12 protein-coding genes are annotated in these 15,507 nt (G+C 42.1%); 8 read left to right on the forward strand and 4 right to left on the reverse strand.

The genetic code is table 11. From position 1 onward, the window contains the following. Positions 1-4: 4 nt before the first annotated feature. Positions 5-304 (reverse strand): isoamylase early set domain-containing protein, encoded by a 300-nt coding sequence (locus DRB05_RS08705; protein ID WP_128726593.1) that lies wholly within the window; start codon positions 302-304, stop codon positions 5-7. Between the two features lie 567 nt (positions 305-871). On the opposite strand from DRB05_RS08705, the gene DRB05_RS08710 reads away from it, so the two are divergent. Further along, a complete protein-coding gene (locus DRB05_RS08710; RefSeq protein WP_128726594.1) occupies positions 872-2,773 on the forward strand; it encodes an EAL domain-containing protein in 1,902 nt (633 codons plus the stop codon). 130 nt (positions 2,774-2,903) lie between these two features. On the opposite strand, the gene DRB05_RS08715 is transcribed toward DRB05_RS08710, so the two are convergent. Then, the gene (locus tag DRB05_RS08715; RefSeq protein WP_128726595.1) at positions 2,904-3,332 is read right to left on the reverse strand and encodes an Lrp/AsnC family transcriptional regulator; all 429 of its coding nucleotides are present in this window, start codon (positions 3,330-3,332) and stop codon (positions 2,904-2,906) included. A gap of 184 nt (positions 3,333-3,516) precedes the next feature. Here DRB05_RS08715 and DRB05_RS08720 point away from each other — a divergent pair, with 184 nt between their 5' ends. The 3 genes from DRB05_RS08720 to DRB05_RS08730 all read left to right on the forward strand — a co-directional run bounded on the left by DRB05_RS08720 (position 3,517) and on the right by DRB05_RS08730 (position 6,658). After that, the gene (locus DRB05_RS08720; protein ID WP_128726596.1) at positions 3,517-4,722 is read left to right on the forward strand and encodes an aspartate aminotransferase family protein; all 1,206 of its coding nucleotides are present in this window, start codon (positions 3,517-3,519) and stop codon (positions 4,720-4,722) included. Positions 4,723-4,752: 30 nt separating this feature from the next. Then, positions 4,753-5,778, forward strand: coding sequence for an arginine N-succinyltransferase (gene astA, locus DRB05_RS08725; protein WP_128726597.1), 1,026 nt, complete (start codon positions 4,753-4,755; stop codon positions 5,776-5,778). Between the two features lie 76 nt (positions 5,779-5,854). Beyond that, the gene (locus DRB05_RS08730) at positions 5,855-6,658 is read left to right on the forward strand and encodes a DUF1338 domain-containing protein (protein WP_128726598.1); all 804 of its coding nucleotides are present in this window, start codon (positions 5,855-5,857) and stop codon (positions 6,656-6,658) included. Between the two features lie 52 nt (positions 6,659-6,710). Here the strand turns inward: DRB05_RS08730 and DRB05_RS08735 are convergent, their stop codons facing one another. Beyond that, positions 6,711-7,544, reverse strand: coding sequence for a trypsin-like serine protease (locus DRB05_RS08735; protein ID WP_128726599.1), 834 nt, complete (start codon positions 7,542-7,544; stop codon positions 6,711-6,713). 407 nt (positions 7,545-7,951) lie between these two features. Between DRB05_RS08735 and DRB05_RS08740 the strand changes: the two genes are divergently transcribed. After that, complete coding sequence (locus DRB05_RS08740; RefSeq protein WP_128726600.1) at positions 7,952-8,890, forward strand: SUMF1/EgtB/PvdO family nonheme iron enzyme; 939 nt, start codon at positions 7,952-7,954, stop codon at positions 8,888-8,890. A gap of 24 nt (positions 8,891-8,914) precedes the next feature. Here the strand turns inward: DRB05_RS08740 and DRB05_RS08745 are convergent, their stop codons facing one another. Further along, on the reverse strand, positions 8,915-11,818 hold the full coding sequence (locus tag DRB05_RS08745; protein WP_128726601.1) for a hypothetical protein: 2,904 nt from the start codon (positions 11,816-11,818) through the stop codon (positions 8,915-8,917). Positions 11,819-12,176: 358 nt separating this feature from the next. On the opposite strand from DRB05_RS08745, the gene DRB05_RS08750 reads away from it, so the two are divergent. The 3 genes from DRB05_RS08750 to DRB05_RS08760 all read left to right on the forward strand — a co-directional run bounded on the left by DRB05_RS08750 (position 12,177) and on the right by DRB05_RS08760 (position 15,460). Beyond that, complete coding sequence (locus DRB05_RS08750) at positions 12,177-13,007, forward strand: polyphosphate kinase (protein WP_045989312.1); 831 nt, start codon at positions 12,177-12,179, stop codon at positions 13,005-13,007. 3 nt (positions 13,008-13,010) lie between these two features. Beyond that, positions 13,011-14,327: a DUF2252 family protein gene (locus DRB05_RS08755; protein ID WP_128726602.1), complete on the forward strand. Its 1,317-nt coding sequence runs from the start codon at positions 13,011-13,013 to the stop codon at positions 14,325-14,327. A 95-nt stretch (positions 14,328-14,422) separates the two neighbouring features. Further along, positions 14,423-15,460, forward strand: coding sequence for a fibrinogen-like YCDxxxxGGGW domain-containing protein (locus tag DRB05_RS08760; RefSeq protein WP_128726603.1), 1,038 nt, complete (start codon positions 14,423-14,425; stop codon positions 15,458-15,460). Positions 15,461-15,507: the final 47 nt, after the last annotated feature.

A 15,507-nucleotide genomic window follows, 5' to 3' on the forward strand; every position in this document is an offset into this window, starting at 1 on the left:
AATGTTACGCTCTCGCTGTGGACACAACGCTGTTGTCTTCTCCAAAGCCATTTGGCACATAATCATCCGCTTGATGATCATTGTCCCATACTTCGCCATCAATCAAATATCTGAAGTGGTAATCTTTGTCGGTTGGTAAACGGTGTTTAAGCTTAAACGCACTGTCTTTTTTGATGAATTTCATTGGCTCGGGTTGCCAATCATTAAAATCACCAACAAGTTCCACCGTTTTAGCTTCTGGGTGTGAAAATGAAAATGTAATTTCCGCTTCGTCTTTTGTTTTGAAAAACCGTTTAGTGAGCATATAACCCCCGTTTACCTTTTGTGAGTCCTTATTTCACAGTGACGTACGCTAATACTGCAAACGACTGGTAACTGTGTACGATTCATGTCGAGCATATTGAAATTTTAATGAAAATAAATTGCAATTAGATGGCAACTCACCAATCGCTTTAAAAATCAACAGCCCTAAGTACAGCAAACAAATATTGAGTTTGTATGACAGTACAAATTTGGTGCAATTCTGCACCGCTTTGGCGCAATCTAAATCAGATAAGCAGTGATTTCAGTTTGCTACAGGTTCCTTGCAATCACTGAGCCAATCACATTAAGAGTCAACAAGAAAGCTAGTTGAGAACGGTTATCATGTAAAGTGAATTTAACTAATAATTGATCCTGCTCATATAATGTAGTTTGCTAATTGAAATTTTGAGTACTTTTGCGCTATGAGGTTTGCAACTGAATGCTAAAGTGTGTAAAAAACTAGGTTAGCAGCTATAATTTCAGATTACATTTTTTATGATAAACATATCATCCATGTGTTATTACTTAATAATACGCAATAGTCTGAATTACTAAGGAAAGCCTATTCATGTCAAACGCAATAAGACTAACAAGTACCCTAATTCTGGGCGCTCTATTCGTTGTCATATTGCTGCACCTGTCTTTTAAGAGCCATGTGTTTGAACTGCTCGCTACAACCTCGGCAACCGAGCACCTTACAACATCAATGGTATCACCTTGGTACTCTTCACTACTGCACGGTTTGAGCTTTGCTGCAAAGGGTAATTCCACCTATGTTGTAGTCGAATCAACGCTCGGAACGCCTAAATATCTGGATGTAAATACGGTTTGGTATGCCGTGTTTACTTCACCCATCACACTGATTGCAATCACAACATTACTTGCAATTATTGCGTACCTTTTTAAATCAGAGCGCAGATATCGTTGCCAAGACGAAGATATTAACGAGGTGAATAATGACGTTGGAGGGATATTGGCGCGTTTAGAGGTAAGCAGCGCGCCACTGCATCATAAGTCTTCTCTTGCAAAGCTCAGTCATGCGATCCACGATTTATCCAGCCATCTTGCACGAGTAAAACGCCATTCAGAGTCTCAAATTTTTCAAGACAAGCTCACGAAACTAATCGATAGGCATGCCTATATTGATCATATCGAGGCAAAGTTAAAACAAGCAGAGTTAGCACAACAAAAGTGTGGGCTGCTATTTATCGACTTAGATGGCTTTAAACAGGTCAACGATTCATTTGGCCACAGTTTTGGCGACGAAATTTTGATCCAAGTTGCCGCTAGGCTCTCAAACACTGTCCGTCAATATGGTTTGGAAGATTACCACCCTATCCATGGCCTTGAACAAAACCTTTCAAGACTCGGCGGCGATGAATTTTCGCTATTTATTCCCAAATTAAGCGATCCGAGCTTATGCACAGAAATCGCACAGTCCATTCTAAGTGATATAGAGCGTGACTTCTTGCTTGGCAATAAGCTTGTCAAAATTGGAGCAAGTATCGGCATCGCAGTATATCCAGATAGCGCCGCAACTCCGAACTCGTTACTACAGATGGCTGATGTTGCCATGTACAGAGCAAAAACAGATGGACGTGGGATTTTTAAAGTTTACTCCCCCGAAATGGGGTCGAAAATGCGCCGTTATCACTACCTCTTAGAAGAGTTACGACTCGCTATCTCTGCGCAAAGCTTTTATCTGTCATTCCAACCGATAGTACATGTTGAAGATTGTGCTATTGACTATTTTGAGGCGCTTATCCGTTGGAATCACCCAATAGAAGGGCAAATTCCACCAGCTGAGTTTATTCCAATTGCAGAGGAATCTAATTTAATTTTAGAGCTTGGTGATTGGATCTTACTTGAGTCGTGTAGACAAATGTGTGCTTGGCATAATGCAGGGATGAAAAAGGTAAAAATCTCAGTCAATGTTTCTGGAATACAACTAAAACATAGAAAGATCTTTGAATGGGTAAGTACTGCCTTAGAAAAGACCGGCTTACCAGCCACCGCTTTGATGTTGGAGATCACGGAGTCCACTCTAATCAAAGCTAGCAATGAAACTATTTCACAATTGCAACAATGCCGAGATGCTGGAATAAGCATTGCAATTGATGATTTTGGCACCGGCTTTAGCTCGCTGAGCACCCTTGCTGATTTGCCTATAGACGTGATAAAAATTGATAAATTATTTATCACTCAAGCCAACAGTAATCCTAAATATCGTAAGATCCTCAACTCCATCAGCGAACTGGGACAACAGTTAGAATTAAAAATTGTTGCCGAAGGCGTTGAACAAACAGAACAATTTGAGCTAGTTAAAAACTTAGGGATCAGTTGTGTACAGGGATATTTAGTTAGCCGGCCTGAAAGCTCAAATAATGTGGGTAGCAAAGTGTTAAATGGCAATGTTAATCATATTGCAGCGACCGGAACCAGCATTTGGTTACCAGAACAAGTTGGGTAGCTCACTGTTAAGCGGAAAAGTTAGCTACACACAGCATCCTCCAAGCTAAGCAATCTATTATGCTAAAAGCAGAGCACTTGGTAAGTGGTGACGAGCGCTCAAAGTATTTATCCAGACACGGTAAGGTTATTTATCGCTTAAATTTGGTTTCTAAAATAACCGACGAATTGGTACGCTCAATCCCTTCTAAATTACCAATTTCATCTAGCAGATGACTCAACTGCTCCAAACTCTGTGCTTCAACAATCGCAATCAAGTCATATTCCCCACTAATGGCATAAAGTGCTGAAACATTTGGCAACTGCTGCAATGCTAAATTCGCCTTTGTAGTGAGTTTTTGTTTTACCTTAATAGAAACGTGTGCCGATACTAAATCGTCCATATACTGCTGCGCGAACTCCACGCGATAGCCTTTGATTACGCCATTTTGCTCTAATTTTGCGATACGATTTTGTACCGTGGTTCTGGAAAGATCTAACTTACGTGCCAACTCAGAGATACTCTCCCGTGCATTATTACGCAACAATGCAATAAGCTTTTCATCTTGTAAACTAATCATTTTGCAATTTAATCATGTTAATTTGACATAAATGATAGCAAATATGTGAATTATTGCACTGCAAATTATTACAAAAGCGCGTAATAATGAAGAAATAGCAAGTTGGCTGTGAGCAGAACAACAAGTAATCAGCTTCTGCCCGACAGTAATACCGCACAATGATAACAATTTAGGAGAAAGCGTCATGCAAGCAAATCGCGAATTATTCGATGAAGTCATGGTTCCAAACTACAACCCGTCAGCCGTTATTCCAGTTAAAGGTGAGGGTTCTCGCGTATGGGATCAGACAGGTAAAGAGTTCATCGATTTTGCAGGCGGTATCGCCGTGAACTGTTTAGGCCATTGTCACCCAGCGCTTGTTTCTGCACTTAAAGAGCAAGGCGAAAAAATTTGGCATCTATCAAACGTGATGACCAACGAGCCGGCGCTTCGCCTTGCTAAAAAGTTAACTGATGCAACATTCGCAGAAAAAGTCTATTTCGCAAACTCTGGCGCCGAAGCAAACGAGGCCGCTCTTAAACTTGCGCGTCGTTGGGCTCTGGATAAATTTGGTGCAGAGAAAACACAAATTATCGCATTCAATAAAGGCTTCCATGGTCGTACTTTCTTCACGGTAACGGTTGGTGGTCAAGCAGCCTATTCTGACGGTTTTGGTCCAAAACCTGCTGATATCACGCATATCGACTATAACGATTTAGCTGCATTTGAAAAAACAATCTCAGACAACACTTGCGCAGTCATGATGGAGCCGCTTCAAGGTGAAGGCGGGATCATTTCTCCAAATGCTGAGTTTGTGCAAGCTGTGCGCGAACTATGTGATAAGCACAACGCGCTACTTATTTTTGATGAAGTACAAACGGGTGTTGGCCGAACTGGTGACCTATATGCTTATCAGGGGCTAGGTGTAACACCTGATATCCTAACTAGTGCAAAAGCACTAGGCGGCGGTTTCCCGATTGGCGCGATGCTTACCACTACTGAAATTGCAGCTCACCTTAAAGTCGGCACCCATGGCTCAACTTATGGCGGTAATCCACTAGCCTGCGCGGTAGCAGAAGCTGCATTTGACACTGTAAATACAGAATCAGTATTAGCTGGCGTAAAAGCCAAAGAGCAAGTATTCAGAGATGGTCTAAATGCTATTAACGACAAATACAATGTATTTTCTGAAGTGCGCGGTAAAGGTCTTCTTCTAGGTGCAGTGCTCAATGACAAATTTGAAGGCCGTGCACGCGACTTTCTTGTAGCAAGTGCAGAGCACGGTTTAATGTCATTAGTTGCTGGTACTAACGTAGTTCGTTTTACACCTTCTCTTGTGATCACTGATGAAGAGATCCAAGAAGGCCTTGCACGCTTTGAACAAGCGGTTGCTGCAGTAGTAAACGGCTAAGGAGCTGGGGACCTCGGTCTCCTCTTTCTCATGTTAGTATTAAGACCAATACAAAAAACTGACTTCGACTCGCTAAAAACCATTGCGGTTGAATCTGGCCATGGATTTACCTCACTGCCAGTAGATGACGAATTGTTGTCTAATAAAATTAATCGCTCAGTTGAAAGCTTTGCAAAGTCAGTGTCAAAACCATACGACGAAGGCTATTTATTCGTCCTTGAAGACACACAAACGGGCGAAATTATAGGCACCACTGCGATTGAAGCCGCGGTAGGTATGTCTGTGCCTTTATACCACTATCATCTTGGTAAAACAGTACATCACTCAAGAACTTTAGGTGTCTATAATACCGTTGATATTCTGTCGATGTGTAACGACTACACTGGAAGCTCTGAGATCTGCACACTATTTTTACGTGAAGGTCATCGCCAAGGGTTAGCTGGTCGCTTTCTTTCAAGAAGTCGCTTCTTATTTATGGCTGAACATGCAGAACGCTTTAGCGATACCGTTATTGCAGAAATGCGTGGTGTAAGTGACGAACATGGTCACTCGCCATTTTGGCAGTGGTTACAAGAGCACTTTTTTAGCATCGAATTTCCGCAAGCAGATCACTTGGTCGGTCTCGGGGACAAAGTTTTTATTTGTGAACTTATGCCCAAGTATCCCATCTATGCAAACCTACTAAGTCCAGAAGCACAAGCCGTGATAGGTAAAGTGCATGAGAAGACCAAGCCTGCTTTGCGTTTGTTACAAAAAGAGGGGTTTGAACACCGTGGCTATGTTGACTTGTTCGACGCAGGTCCAACGGTGGAAGCCAGACTAGAAAACATTAGAACGGTTAGAGAGTCGTTTAAAGGTGAAGTTGAAATAGTCGCTTCACTACCTGACAAGCTCCCTAGTCTTGCTATTTCAAATGGTCGGTTAGACGCGTTTAAAGCCACGTTTACCGATCAGGCTTATCTGTGCGAAGCAGAAGAAAAAATTCAGCTGACCGCAGAGGTAGCCAATGCGCTTGATGTCACTCAAGGTGAACTGATAAACGCATTTAAACTATAGATTTCAATGTCGTGCTGATACCAATTGGTATAAAGTTTAACAAACTGTCACCAAGACAAAAAATTAGGAAACCATTATGCACAACAACGTAGATACATTATTTGAACACCTGTGGGACAACTACCTAGAAGTAACGCCTTCTGCAGTTAAAGTTCATGAACTACTCGGCTCAACGCAAAAAGACGACGTGATCAATGACCACATTGCACTGCGTACCTTTAATATTGAAAAAGTAGGCCTGGAAAAGCTCGCTGCACATTTTAAAGCTGTAGGTTACACAGAGTGTGGCGAATACCACTTTGAAGCGAAAAAGCTATATGCCAAGCACTATGAACATCAAGATCCAACTAAACCAAAGGTGTTTATCTCTGAGCTGCTAGTTGAAAAATGTTCAGAAGAATTACAAGCTATCGTTAAAGACATGGTTGAGCAAATCGACGAGTCTGCAGTAACAGCTGAAAACTTCCTGTACTCAGGTACTCACTGGAATGTGTCTCACGAGACATACAAAAAGCTACTGGCTGAAAGCGAATACGCTGCATGGATGTCAGCGTGGGGCTACCGCGCTAACCACTTTACGGTAAGCATCAATTACCTGAAGAACTTCACTACAATTGAAGCCGTAAACCAAGCACTTAAAGACAATGGTTTTGAGCTAAACACCTCTGGTGGCGAGATCAAAGGCTCTCCAGAAGTATTGCTTGAGCAATCATCAACACTCGCTGATCACCAAACTGTGAAGTTCAGCGACGGCGAATTTAGTATTCCAAGCTGCTTCTATGAATTTGCACTGCGCTACCCAAAACCAGACGGCGAAATCTACACCGGTTTTGTTGCAGCCTCTGCTGACAAGATCTTTGAAAGTACTAACGCAAGATAGTCTCAAAAAATCAGTGCTTGCTTAAGCACTCTGCCCAAATTGCAAAGCAGCCTTACTGGCTGCTTTTTATCTTAATTTCTTCACAAACTTGTGGCAATATCTCGTCAGTTAGGCCAGCAGGCAGCTGGGTTAGCGTAGTAGTGGCCAACGTAGCTACATTTTTGCCTGCAATAATACTGTCTATCCAATCAACGAAATAAGAAACGCGACTGTATATTTCAGTCACGCCGTAACGGCCAATTCTTCCGCCCTCGACTCGAGAGCTGACTCCAAGCACAACACCTTGACCACCTTTGTATTGATAGGCTGGACCACCGCTATCTCCTCCACCCGACACACCTTCCAAAGGCAGTGCCTTGTCACCGCGGTCAAAGCTAAATTTTAAAAGTGGGCCTTTGGCTACTATCACGGTATTTTGAGCCCGTCGCATTTGGCCTTGGTTAGCTAAGTTGTCAATCGTTTGCCCAGTTATACCGGTACCTGTCCCTCCCATACCAATAAACCATAATACTTTATCAAGCTCATCTATTTTTCGGTTAATCTTGAAAGGTTTAACATCGCTTACAGCTTGCTTGAGTTTGATAAGTGCAATATCGTGGCTTTGCCCAGGCATATAACCTGTGTGAACAAAAACTTGCTCAATCAAAGTAGAGGTATTATTGATTAGTATTGTCGAATTTGGCTGAAGGCAAAATGTTGCATGGGCGGCTGTTAAGACCCACTTTGAGTCAATTAATGTACCATGACCACCATCAATATAAAAAGTTGCTAACTGAGGCAACACATTGCTCGATACCTTGTAATTGGCATCATCGACATCATGGCGAATAACAATGCTATATGAGTTAAATGAAATACCTAATATTATCAAAAGCCAAAATCGCATTTTCTGCTTCCTTGAACTAGTTTTACTGTCATTCAAACGCTAACATCCCAACTATTATTTCATCATCATGACGTTGACTAAAAAATATAGTTAATTTTATAAGTATACAGGTTCACACTAAGCTAAACGCTATTTAATATCGCTGATTGAACAGTAGATAGCAAATTCAATATCCAAACACAGAACTATATAAGATGCTTATTGCACTAATACTGGCTAGTGATTTTTCTGCCTATCAATTTCAGCTCAATTACAGAGCTAACTAATTGTTATCATATTTATCACTGTAAAAGTCAGCGTTTATTCAAACTACTTACTTTATGGTGTGACAATTTTGATTTCGCCTGTACGCTTGGTATGCTTGAGCTGCACTAAGGATAAATAAGTAACATACGGAAAGTCACCATATGGAAAATAAACGGATACATTCACTCTCCCACTTTGCCAACATTAACCTGCGCAATATTATCACCAATAAATACACAACCGCTCCAAGTCTCGCATTACTTTGTATGGTAATAACAGGATGTGACGACCTAGGCCAACAAATAGACGCGCTTACTGGCGAGCAAGACAAACAAGTGCAAGCACTGATTGAGCGCACTAAAGCCCAAATGGTGTTTGTTGAAGGCGGCAGCTTTATGATGGGCGATGGCGGTGGTCCAAATAACTTGCCTTGGACCATAGCCCGCGACAATAAACCCGCTCATAAGGTGACCCTTACCAGCTATTCGATGGGCGCTTATGAGGTAAGCTATGGCGATTTTGATTTATATACCGCAGTAAATGACCTGCCAAAAACCGTGTGGGAAGAATGGGATAGAGATGAGATTTGGCGCGCCCCTGAATTCCCTGCTGGAGTAAGTTGGTATGGCGCAAAAAACTATTGTTTATGGCTCGCTGAGTTAACCCAGCTGCCCTTTGATTTACCCACAGAGGCGCAATGGGAATTTGCAGCACGAAACCGTGGCGAGAATATTCTTTTTGCCACAGATAACGGGCGGATAGAAGAAGGTCGGAATTATGAACTAAATACTGATTATGCGGAACCTTCTGGCACATACCCCGCTAACCCATTGGGATTTTATGACTTAAGTGGCAATATGATTGAATGGGTAAATGACTGGTGGGCTGAGGATTACTATCAACACTCCCCAGAGCAGGATCCCAAAGGACCAAAAGAAGGCACAAAAAAGGTTATGCGAGGCGGAACTTTCATGGAGTCGCCACGTGGCAGCAATGTTTATACTCGGCAAGAGTCTAATGAACTGAACACTAGCTATAGGGACATCGGGTTTAGATGCGTACTAAATCAACCTACACCGCTAGATATGCAACCAAAGTAGCTAACTTTGGTTGCTATTACGCTGTTATGCAAGTGCTACAAATGGACTAATATTAAGCATCGCGACGGCAACCGAACCGGAGCGTGCTCGACTTGGTAGTTTGCGTCGCCATGCATCAAATTCATGCTGCTGAGCGCCTTCTAAAATACTATTAAGCTGAGATAAGCCTTCTTCTCGGCTGCATTTTTCACCGCCCTCTCCCATATGCTGCAATACTTCGTCTAATTCCTCTGTGCAAAGAATATGCTTAAGTACAATAATAATCGCATTTTCACGTCGCTCATTTAAGCCGGACCAGCTGTAGGCATCAGAGTCAATTAAATTCGCTAAATTTGGATTAGCAAGTAAATTTAGCATTGCTCCCTTAGCTTCAGGCACCGTAAATTTTAACATTTCGGGCTTTTGTAGAATATTATCCATCATATCTTTCGCGCGCTCATGGATTAAAACAGTTCCTCGCCACCATGTATCGACTTGACGAACACTAGAACCTACGAAATTTATAATCTCATCACCTGTTGCTATGTGCATAGATACTGCTTTGTATAATACTTTAAAAGCATCTTCTTGGATAAATTCTAGGTAATCATAATCATTATTTTTAAGCTGGTGATAAACAAATTGGGCAAGCGTGACGATTTCATCTACATCTATCTCACAGACTAATTCTCCGCCAGCACCTACGCCCCAGATAAGTCCCAATTTCGCACGAAGCATAAACCTTCCGTCTTCATAACCAATAAAACATCCGGCGTGTGCACCTGCGCCAAATGCGCCTTCAGCCTTTCCACCTAATTTAGCTAAATCACAAAAGCTAGATTTACCGGATTTTTCTGGATTATCCCACTGCAAAGCACCAGTTAACTCACAGCCTGCGGATACCCCAGCAAATGCACTGAGCTCGCCTTTTACAGGTTCAAACTTGCGATCGGCGCGGCTAAGTGCTTTTACTTGTTCAGGGGTTAATCCCTCAAGCATCATTTTACCTTGCTTTACTGTACAGCCTACATTCGCCGCCGCTTGTAATTTCGCGCCAGCATAGCCAAAAAAGGCAATGGTCGCATTTAATCGGAGCGCGCCTAAGTTTATCTCACGCTCTTTGGTCGAATTTTTAAGTGGCATCATAAACTTAAATTCATACCCTTTTTTATTAGGGTAGTAACCACTCATTGCAGCTTTTGCTTCACCAACAGCAAAATCAACTTTGGCATCAGCTTGAAATGAAAAGACACCATCCTTTGGGCTAAAGTTTGCCGCAATGCCTGCACCATGGGTGTAGCGCATTAATCGCGCCTCTGCACTGGCGTCAAAATAGTCGCTTTTTTCAAACCCTTTTATATTTAGATCTTTATTAAGCTCCCTAGCCCATTCGCCCCATATGGTTGTATACGTGTCGACGAGCTTCTTATCATACTTAAAATTGACCTTTAGCTTGCTCAAATCATTTTTAAGCGCTTTGTTCAGTTTCTTACGGTCTAAGTTGCCATTCGCATCGCTAAAACGACGACCGTTTCGAATGTCCGTATCAATTTTGTAGCGTCTAGTATGATTGGCGATTTTATCACTACGCACATAGGCATACTTTCGGCCTTTAAAGCCAATGACTTCGGTAATTTTATTAGCGGTAGGGCCTGAAACAAGTGGTTTTAAAGTTTCGTTTAACGCCTTTTTTGCGTCAATTACTTTATCATCTTGTTGCGAGAGGTCTTGTTGCCCAGTCAGCGCTTGCTTAAGCTGCTCCATGGGAGGGTTAAGTACTTCCATTTCTTGCTCTAAAATATCGGCAAGTGACTGCGTGACCGCTATAAAGCTGTTATCTTCTGGAATATATAAAAAGTCAATAATTTCCTGTTGGTCTTCGGATTCTTCAACTGAAAAACTCACGGAGTGCGTTGCACCTTCGGCTTCAGCAGTTAATGTATATTCCCCCGCCACAAGCGGTAATGCCAACTCCCAATCGTAGCCTCTGTCTGGTAAATATTTGCCATTCACTTGCTCCAATATGGCTAATTTCGAGCCCGACGTAGGCCCTTTCCAGATTAGGTTAACGCTGTTGCTGTTATAGAATTGCCCTTTAACTAGTACGTCAAAGCCGGTATTCACCCTGACTTTATCACCCGCTTTGGGAGGATTTTTTATAGTAAACTGAGGATGGTTGAAGCCATATATAAGGCTTTCATTTGGTGTGCCAGTATACTGCTCGACAACACTCGCGGCAGTTTCTCCCGGTCCTAATACATGATCTGCAAAACGTCTTTTAGTGGCTTGGTTTTGTTCTAGTTTTACGATTTGCTTTGGATTAGGTTGACCAATAATGACAGATGGCGCAATAGTATCTATGGGCTGTGCTGTACTTTCTAGCTTAGTGGGTGTATTTTTAATGCCAGCGTTACTCTTACCCATTGACAGTCGCGTTGTACCTGCTCCTTGGCTACTATTGAAGCCCACACCATCATTTTTTGAGTAATCGCTTGTAGCAGCATATTTAGCTGCAGCACCTAAATCTGCACCGTTTTGACTTAACCCTCCCACCCCACCCGAGAAGCCTTTACTGCCACTAGAACTGAACTGACCTTCCACTTTAGCCTCAAGCGCTGACTTTTTAATAAACGCAAAAATCTCCTTTATATTGCCTTGAGAAACCGTTTTGAGACGTTGTACTTGGTTATTTGAAATAACAAGTAGTTGTCTATCGTCATGATGATGAAGTCCACCATGCCAGTAACGAGCTTCTTTTGGGTCAATACGAATATAGTCAGTGTGATGGGGGTTAAGTGCTTTAAGAATGATGTTGGGCACTTTAGCCATCGGCAATCTGGTTGGTTGTACCGAATTTTTTACGTCTGAATCTGACTGAAAAAGTGAATCATCGAATGTACCTTGCTGTGCGTCTTGCACAAGTGCAGGCCACTTGTCAAAAGGCTTCATGCCAATCCTTCCTTGTTTATTCCGGTTGTTCCTCATCAATGCAATTTGCTACTCATCAATGAGCGCGAGATTTATTCGGAGTAGATTTTATACTGATGGAATCAGTTATTCAATCAAGGAAAAATTTTGCTATTTAACTGTTCTAAATGATGAGAAGTTTTTAACGCCGTTAGCGCCTGATTAGCTCCCTCAAATTAAGGAAGTGTAAGACAAAATGGTATGACATATCATTGTCAAAAAGTCCCTGTAGAGTTTACTCTAGGTTACTCTAACACGCTCAAAAGTTAGTTGGTGCGATAATATTTTCGCTTTGACAGCAACCGGGCCAACTTAACCGAAGGCGATTAAAGGAGTTAGCATGACCAGTTATGTATCAGAAATAAAAGCACTAAATCGCGGACTAAGTGTTAAGCCTCCCATGACACACCCCGCTATTGATTCAAAAAAACACTACAAAAGCGAGTTAAAGTACTGGCAAACCCAACTATTACACGTGCAACAAGCCTATTTTCATCAAGGGAAACGCGCTATTTTAGTATTTGAAGGGTGGGATGCGGCTGGTAAAGGAGGTGCTATTCGCCGCATGACTGAAAAACTCGATCCGCGCGGCGTTAAGGTCTACCCAATCGCAAAACCTACGCCTGAGGAACAAGGCCGGCATTACCTTTATCGGTTTCAAACAAAGCTACCTCCTCGGGGTACTATGACTATTTTTGACCGTTCATATTACGGCCGAGTGTTGGTAGAACGGGTTGAAGCGTTTGCTAGTGAGCAAGAGTGGCGTCGTGCCTATCAAGAAATCAACGAATTTGAGCGTCTGCTAACAGATGATAACGTCCGCATTGTTAAGCTATTTTTACACATTAGCGAAGATGAACAGCTCAAGCGCTTTACAGAGCGTTTAAATAATCCGTATAAGCGCTGGAAACTAACGGAAGAAGATATTCGCAACCGCCAAAAGCGGCAAGATTATGAGCAAGCAATTGATGATATGTTTGCTAAAACCGATACAAATTTAGCGGATTGGCATTTGATCCTCGCGGAGCATAAATGGTATGCCCGCGTACAAGTGATGAAAACCATTGTCGAAGCGTTAAGCAAGGGGGTTGATATTAGTCCCCCACCTATCGATAAAGCCGTTGTAAAACTGGCAAAATCTCAATTGGGTATTGTTCAAAGGGAGGACTAATCCATGAATCGTCACGACTATCTTGCATCGTACTTTAATGAGCGTGAAGGTATCCACGCAAACAGTGAGTGCAGTAAATTCGAAAAAATGAGACTCAGTCCATTTCGGTTCTTTCGTGGCAGTGCCGCGCTTATGTATAAGGACTTACTGGAGCAACAACTACAGTTGCCTGAAGCGGCCACCAGCCTGCCACTCACCTACATAATGGGCGATTGTCATACGGGCAATTTTGGCTTTCATAGTGAAGAAGGCAGCCATGGCGATACCTTAATCTTTGAACCTAATGACTTCGATGATGCCTGCGTCGGACACGCAGTGTGGGACCTGTTTCGCTTTTTAGTGAGTTTACCGCTTACCCAACTAGAAGGCGGGCGTATTCAAGAGCAAGCTCAGGATATTAAAGACCGAAGTAAACCTTTGGTCAGTAAAGAGCTAGTTGCCCAAGCACAATTGGACTTTTTACACAGCTACCTAAAAGCCTGTCAGTTGTCACTGGAGCATAAGGTCGATAGCAACACAGGCTTAACCGAATTTGATAATAATCATATACTGCATAAACGATGGCAAAAAGGGTTGCAAAGAATGGCGGGTGGCGCCGCGTTTACGATAAAAAGCACACTTGCTAAGGAAATCGACCTCAGTATTAAGCCGCTACGTTTTCGCGAAGACAAGCTGAAGTTTAAGCAACTTGATCCCGATTTAAAAGAAAACCTTATTCATCACTTTGCGCCCTACGTTGATGACGAAATTTTAGATTGTGTTGAGCGTATCGACCAAGGCACAGGCTCATTGCATCTGAGCAGATATTACTTGTTGGTTGGCCCAAACGTGCAAAAACCCACTAAAGATATTCTGCCGCTATGCCACATTGTTGAGGTAAAACAACAGCAGCTCGCTTCGCCTCTTGCTTATTTTGCAAATTTAAGCCCTGTGAATCGTTTAGATCCCGCACACTTAACCGTCAATAGTCAAAGAAAAATGCAGCGCCGTACCGATCTCATTTTAGATAATGCACTGTGGCAAGGCAGTCACTGGCTGGTACGCTCGCGCCATCATGCTCGTGTTGGTATAGACCCAGAAGACATCACCATTGGTAAGCGTGCAGCAACTAAATCCGGCTTTAGCCAATATGCAGAAGCTTGCGGTGAAGCACTTGCTCTTTCACATATGCGAGCAGATAGACGATCGTTACAATTTCAGGAGGATGCCGTCGCCATTTTACCTAGTCTCATTGATGACCTAGTCAAATCGGCCAGTCATTACAGCGAGCAAGTCGTAGCCGACTGGCGTTGGTTTTCGCTACAAAAGCCGTTTAATTAAAAGTAAAAATGGTAGTATATAAGTATCACCATAGTTATAATAAATTAAAAAATATACAATAAATATTTAAAGCCTATAATAGTTTAAGGAAAAATATGAAAGCGTTTATCTCAGTTTTATTACCAGCTCTAAGCTTTAGCCTATCAGCTAGTCAAGAAATTGATTTTAATTCCACCAACACAATTAGTCTTGACTACTCACTCAACGGTGAATTAGCAAACAATGTAGACATTACTTTTGATTTTAAGGGCAGTGGAAAACATTTTATCAGTGAAAAAGAGGGAGCCATTTTATCCGGCGCTACCAGCCAAGATAACCAATTAGTACAATTTAAACTGTCAAATTTAAACGATGATAAATTAAGCTACTTTGTTGGTAAACGCATGAGCAATAATAGTTTTTCAGGTACGTGGCATAATAACTCTGGCGAACAAGGAGACTGGCAGTTTAAACTTATACCAAATGGCCTATTCCAATCGTGTAATGAAATTTTGCAAGCAGGAGAAAGCACTGGGGATGGCGTTTACACCATTCATCCACTTGGTGAAGACCCTGTCTCAGTATATTGTGATATGACAACTGATGATGGTGGTTGGACTTTAGTCGGTACCTATCCAAAAACTGAGAAAGGTGGCAAACTCAGAATCACCGAATATAGCGACATACCTGAAACAACTTCATACAATCCAACCACCGCATACCTATATCAAAGAAGCTTAGCTCAGTTTTCTGATGCTAGAGAGCAAGTATCCTGCTCCACTCAACATTGTGCCAAAGGTAAATATGCTTACGCGGATAACCTAACAGAATTGGAACTGGAGAAAATCCGCTACTCGTGGGGTGCACAAGATAGAATTGAACATATGCCTAAGTACATTGACTTTCCAACTTGCAGAAATGGGTATGAAGCCAACTCAGAAGAATACATTGGCTGCGCAAGACTCGGTTATGTTGAAAAGTATGTAAGTCCAAACTCCACAATTGTTGGTTGGTCAAGTTCAACTCAAGATGGTTTTTGCTGGGTTGCTAGAGGCACATTTAACAAAAATAAAACCGGCTCAAGTCTTTGCACAACAAACACTTCAAGTAGCGAGCCAAATGGAACTCAATGGGCACTACTTTGGATGCGATGACACTTAACATAAAAATGAAAAACAATATCTGTAAAATATTATATTGA

The organism is Pseudoalteromonas sp. A757 (genome assembly GCF_004103285.1).
Classification (GTDB): Bacteria; Pseudomonadota; Gammaproteobacteria; order Enterobacterales; family Alteromonadaceae; genus Pseudoalteromonas; species Pseudoalteromonas galatheae.

Bases quoted from the DNA above. Each gene is read 5' to 3' on its own strand.
- DRB05_RS08705 (WP_128726593.1), bottom strand. From the start codon at position 304: ATGCTCACTAAACGGTTTTTCAAAACAAAAGACGAAGCGGAAATTACA.
- DRB05_RS08710 (WP_128726594.1), top strand. From the start codon at position 872: ATGTCAAACGCAATAAGACTAACAAGTACCCTAATTCTGGGCGCTCTA.
- DRB05_RS08715 (WP_128726595.1), bottom strand. From the start codon at position 3,332: ATGATTAGTTTACAAGATGAAAAGCTTATTGCATTGTTGCGTAATAAT.
- DRB05_RS08720 (WP_128726596.1), top strand. From the start codon at position 3,517: ATGCAAGCAAATCGCGAATTATTCGATGAAGTCATGGTTCCAAACTAC.
- astA (WP_128726597.1), top strand. From the start codon at position 4,753: ATGTTAGTATTAAGACCAATACAAAAAACTGACTTCGACTCGCTAAAA.
- DRB05_RS08730 (WP_128726598.1), top strand. From the start codon at position 5,855: ATGCACAACAACGTAGATACATTATTTGAACACCTGTGGGACAACTAC.
- DRB05_RS08735 (WP_128726599.1), bottom strand. From the start codon at position 7,544: ATGCGATTTTGGCTTTTGATAATATTAGGTATTTCATTTAACTCATAT.
- DRB05_RS08740 (WP_128726600.1), top strand. From the start codon at position 7,952: ATGGAAAATAAACGGATACATTCACTCTCCCACTTTGCCAACATTAAC.
- DRB05_RS08745 (WP_128726601.1), bottom strand. From the start codon at position 11,818: ATGAAGCCTTTTGACAAGTGGCCTGCACTTGTGCAAGACGCACAGCAA.
- DRB05_RS08750 (WP_045989312.1), top strand. From the start codon at position 12,177: ATGACCAGTTATGTATCAGAAATAAAAGCACTAAATCGCGGACTAAGT.
- DRB05_RS08755 (WP_128726602.1), top strand. From the start codon at position 13,011: ATGAATCGTCACGACTATCTTGCATCGTACTTTAATGAGCGTGAAGGT.
- DRB05_RS08760 (WP_128726603.1), top strand. From the start codon at position 14,423: ATGAAAGCGTTTATCTCAGTTTTATTACCAGCTCTAAGCTTTAGCCTA.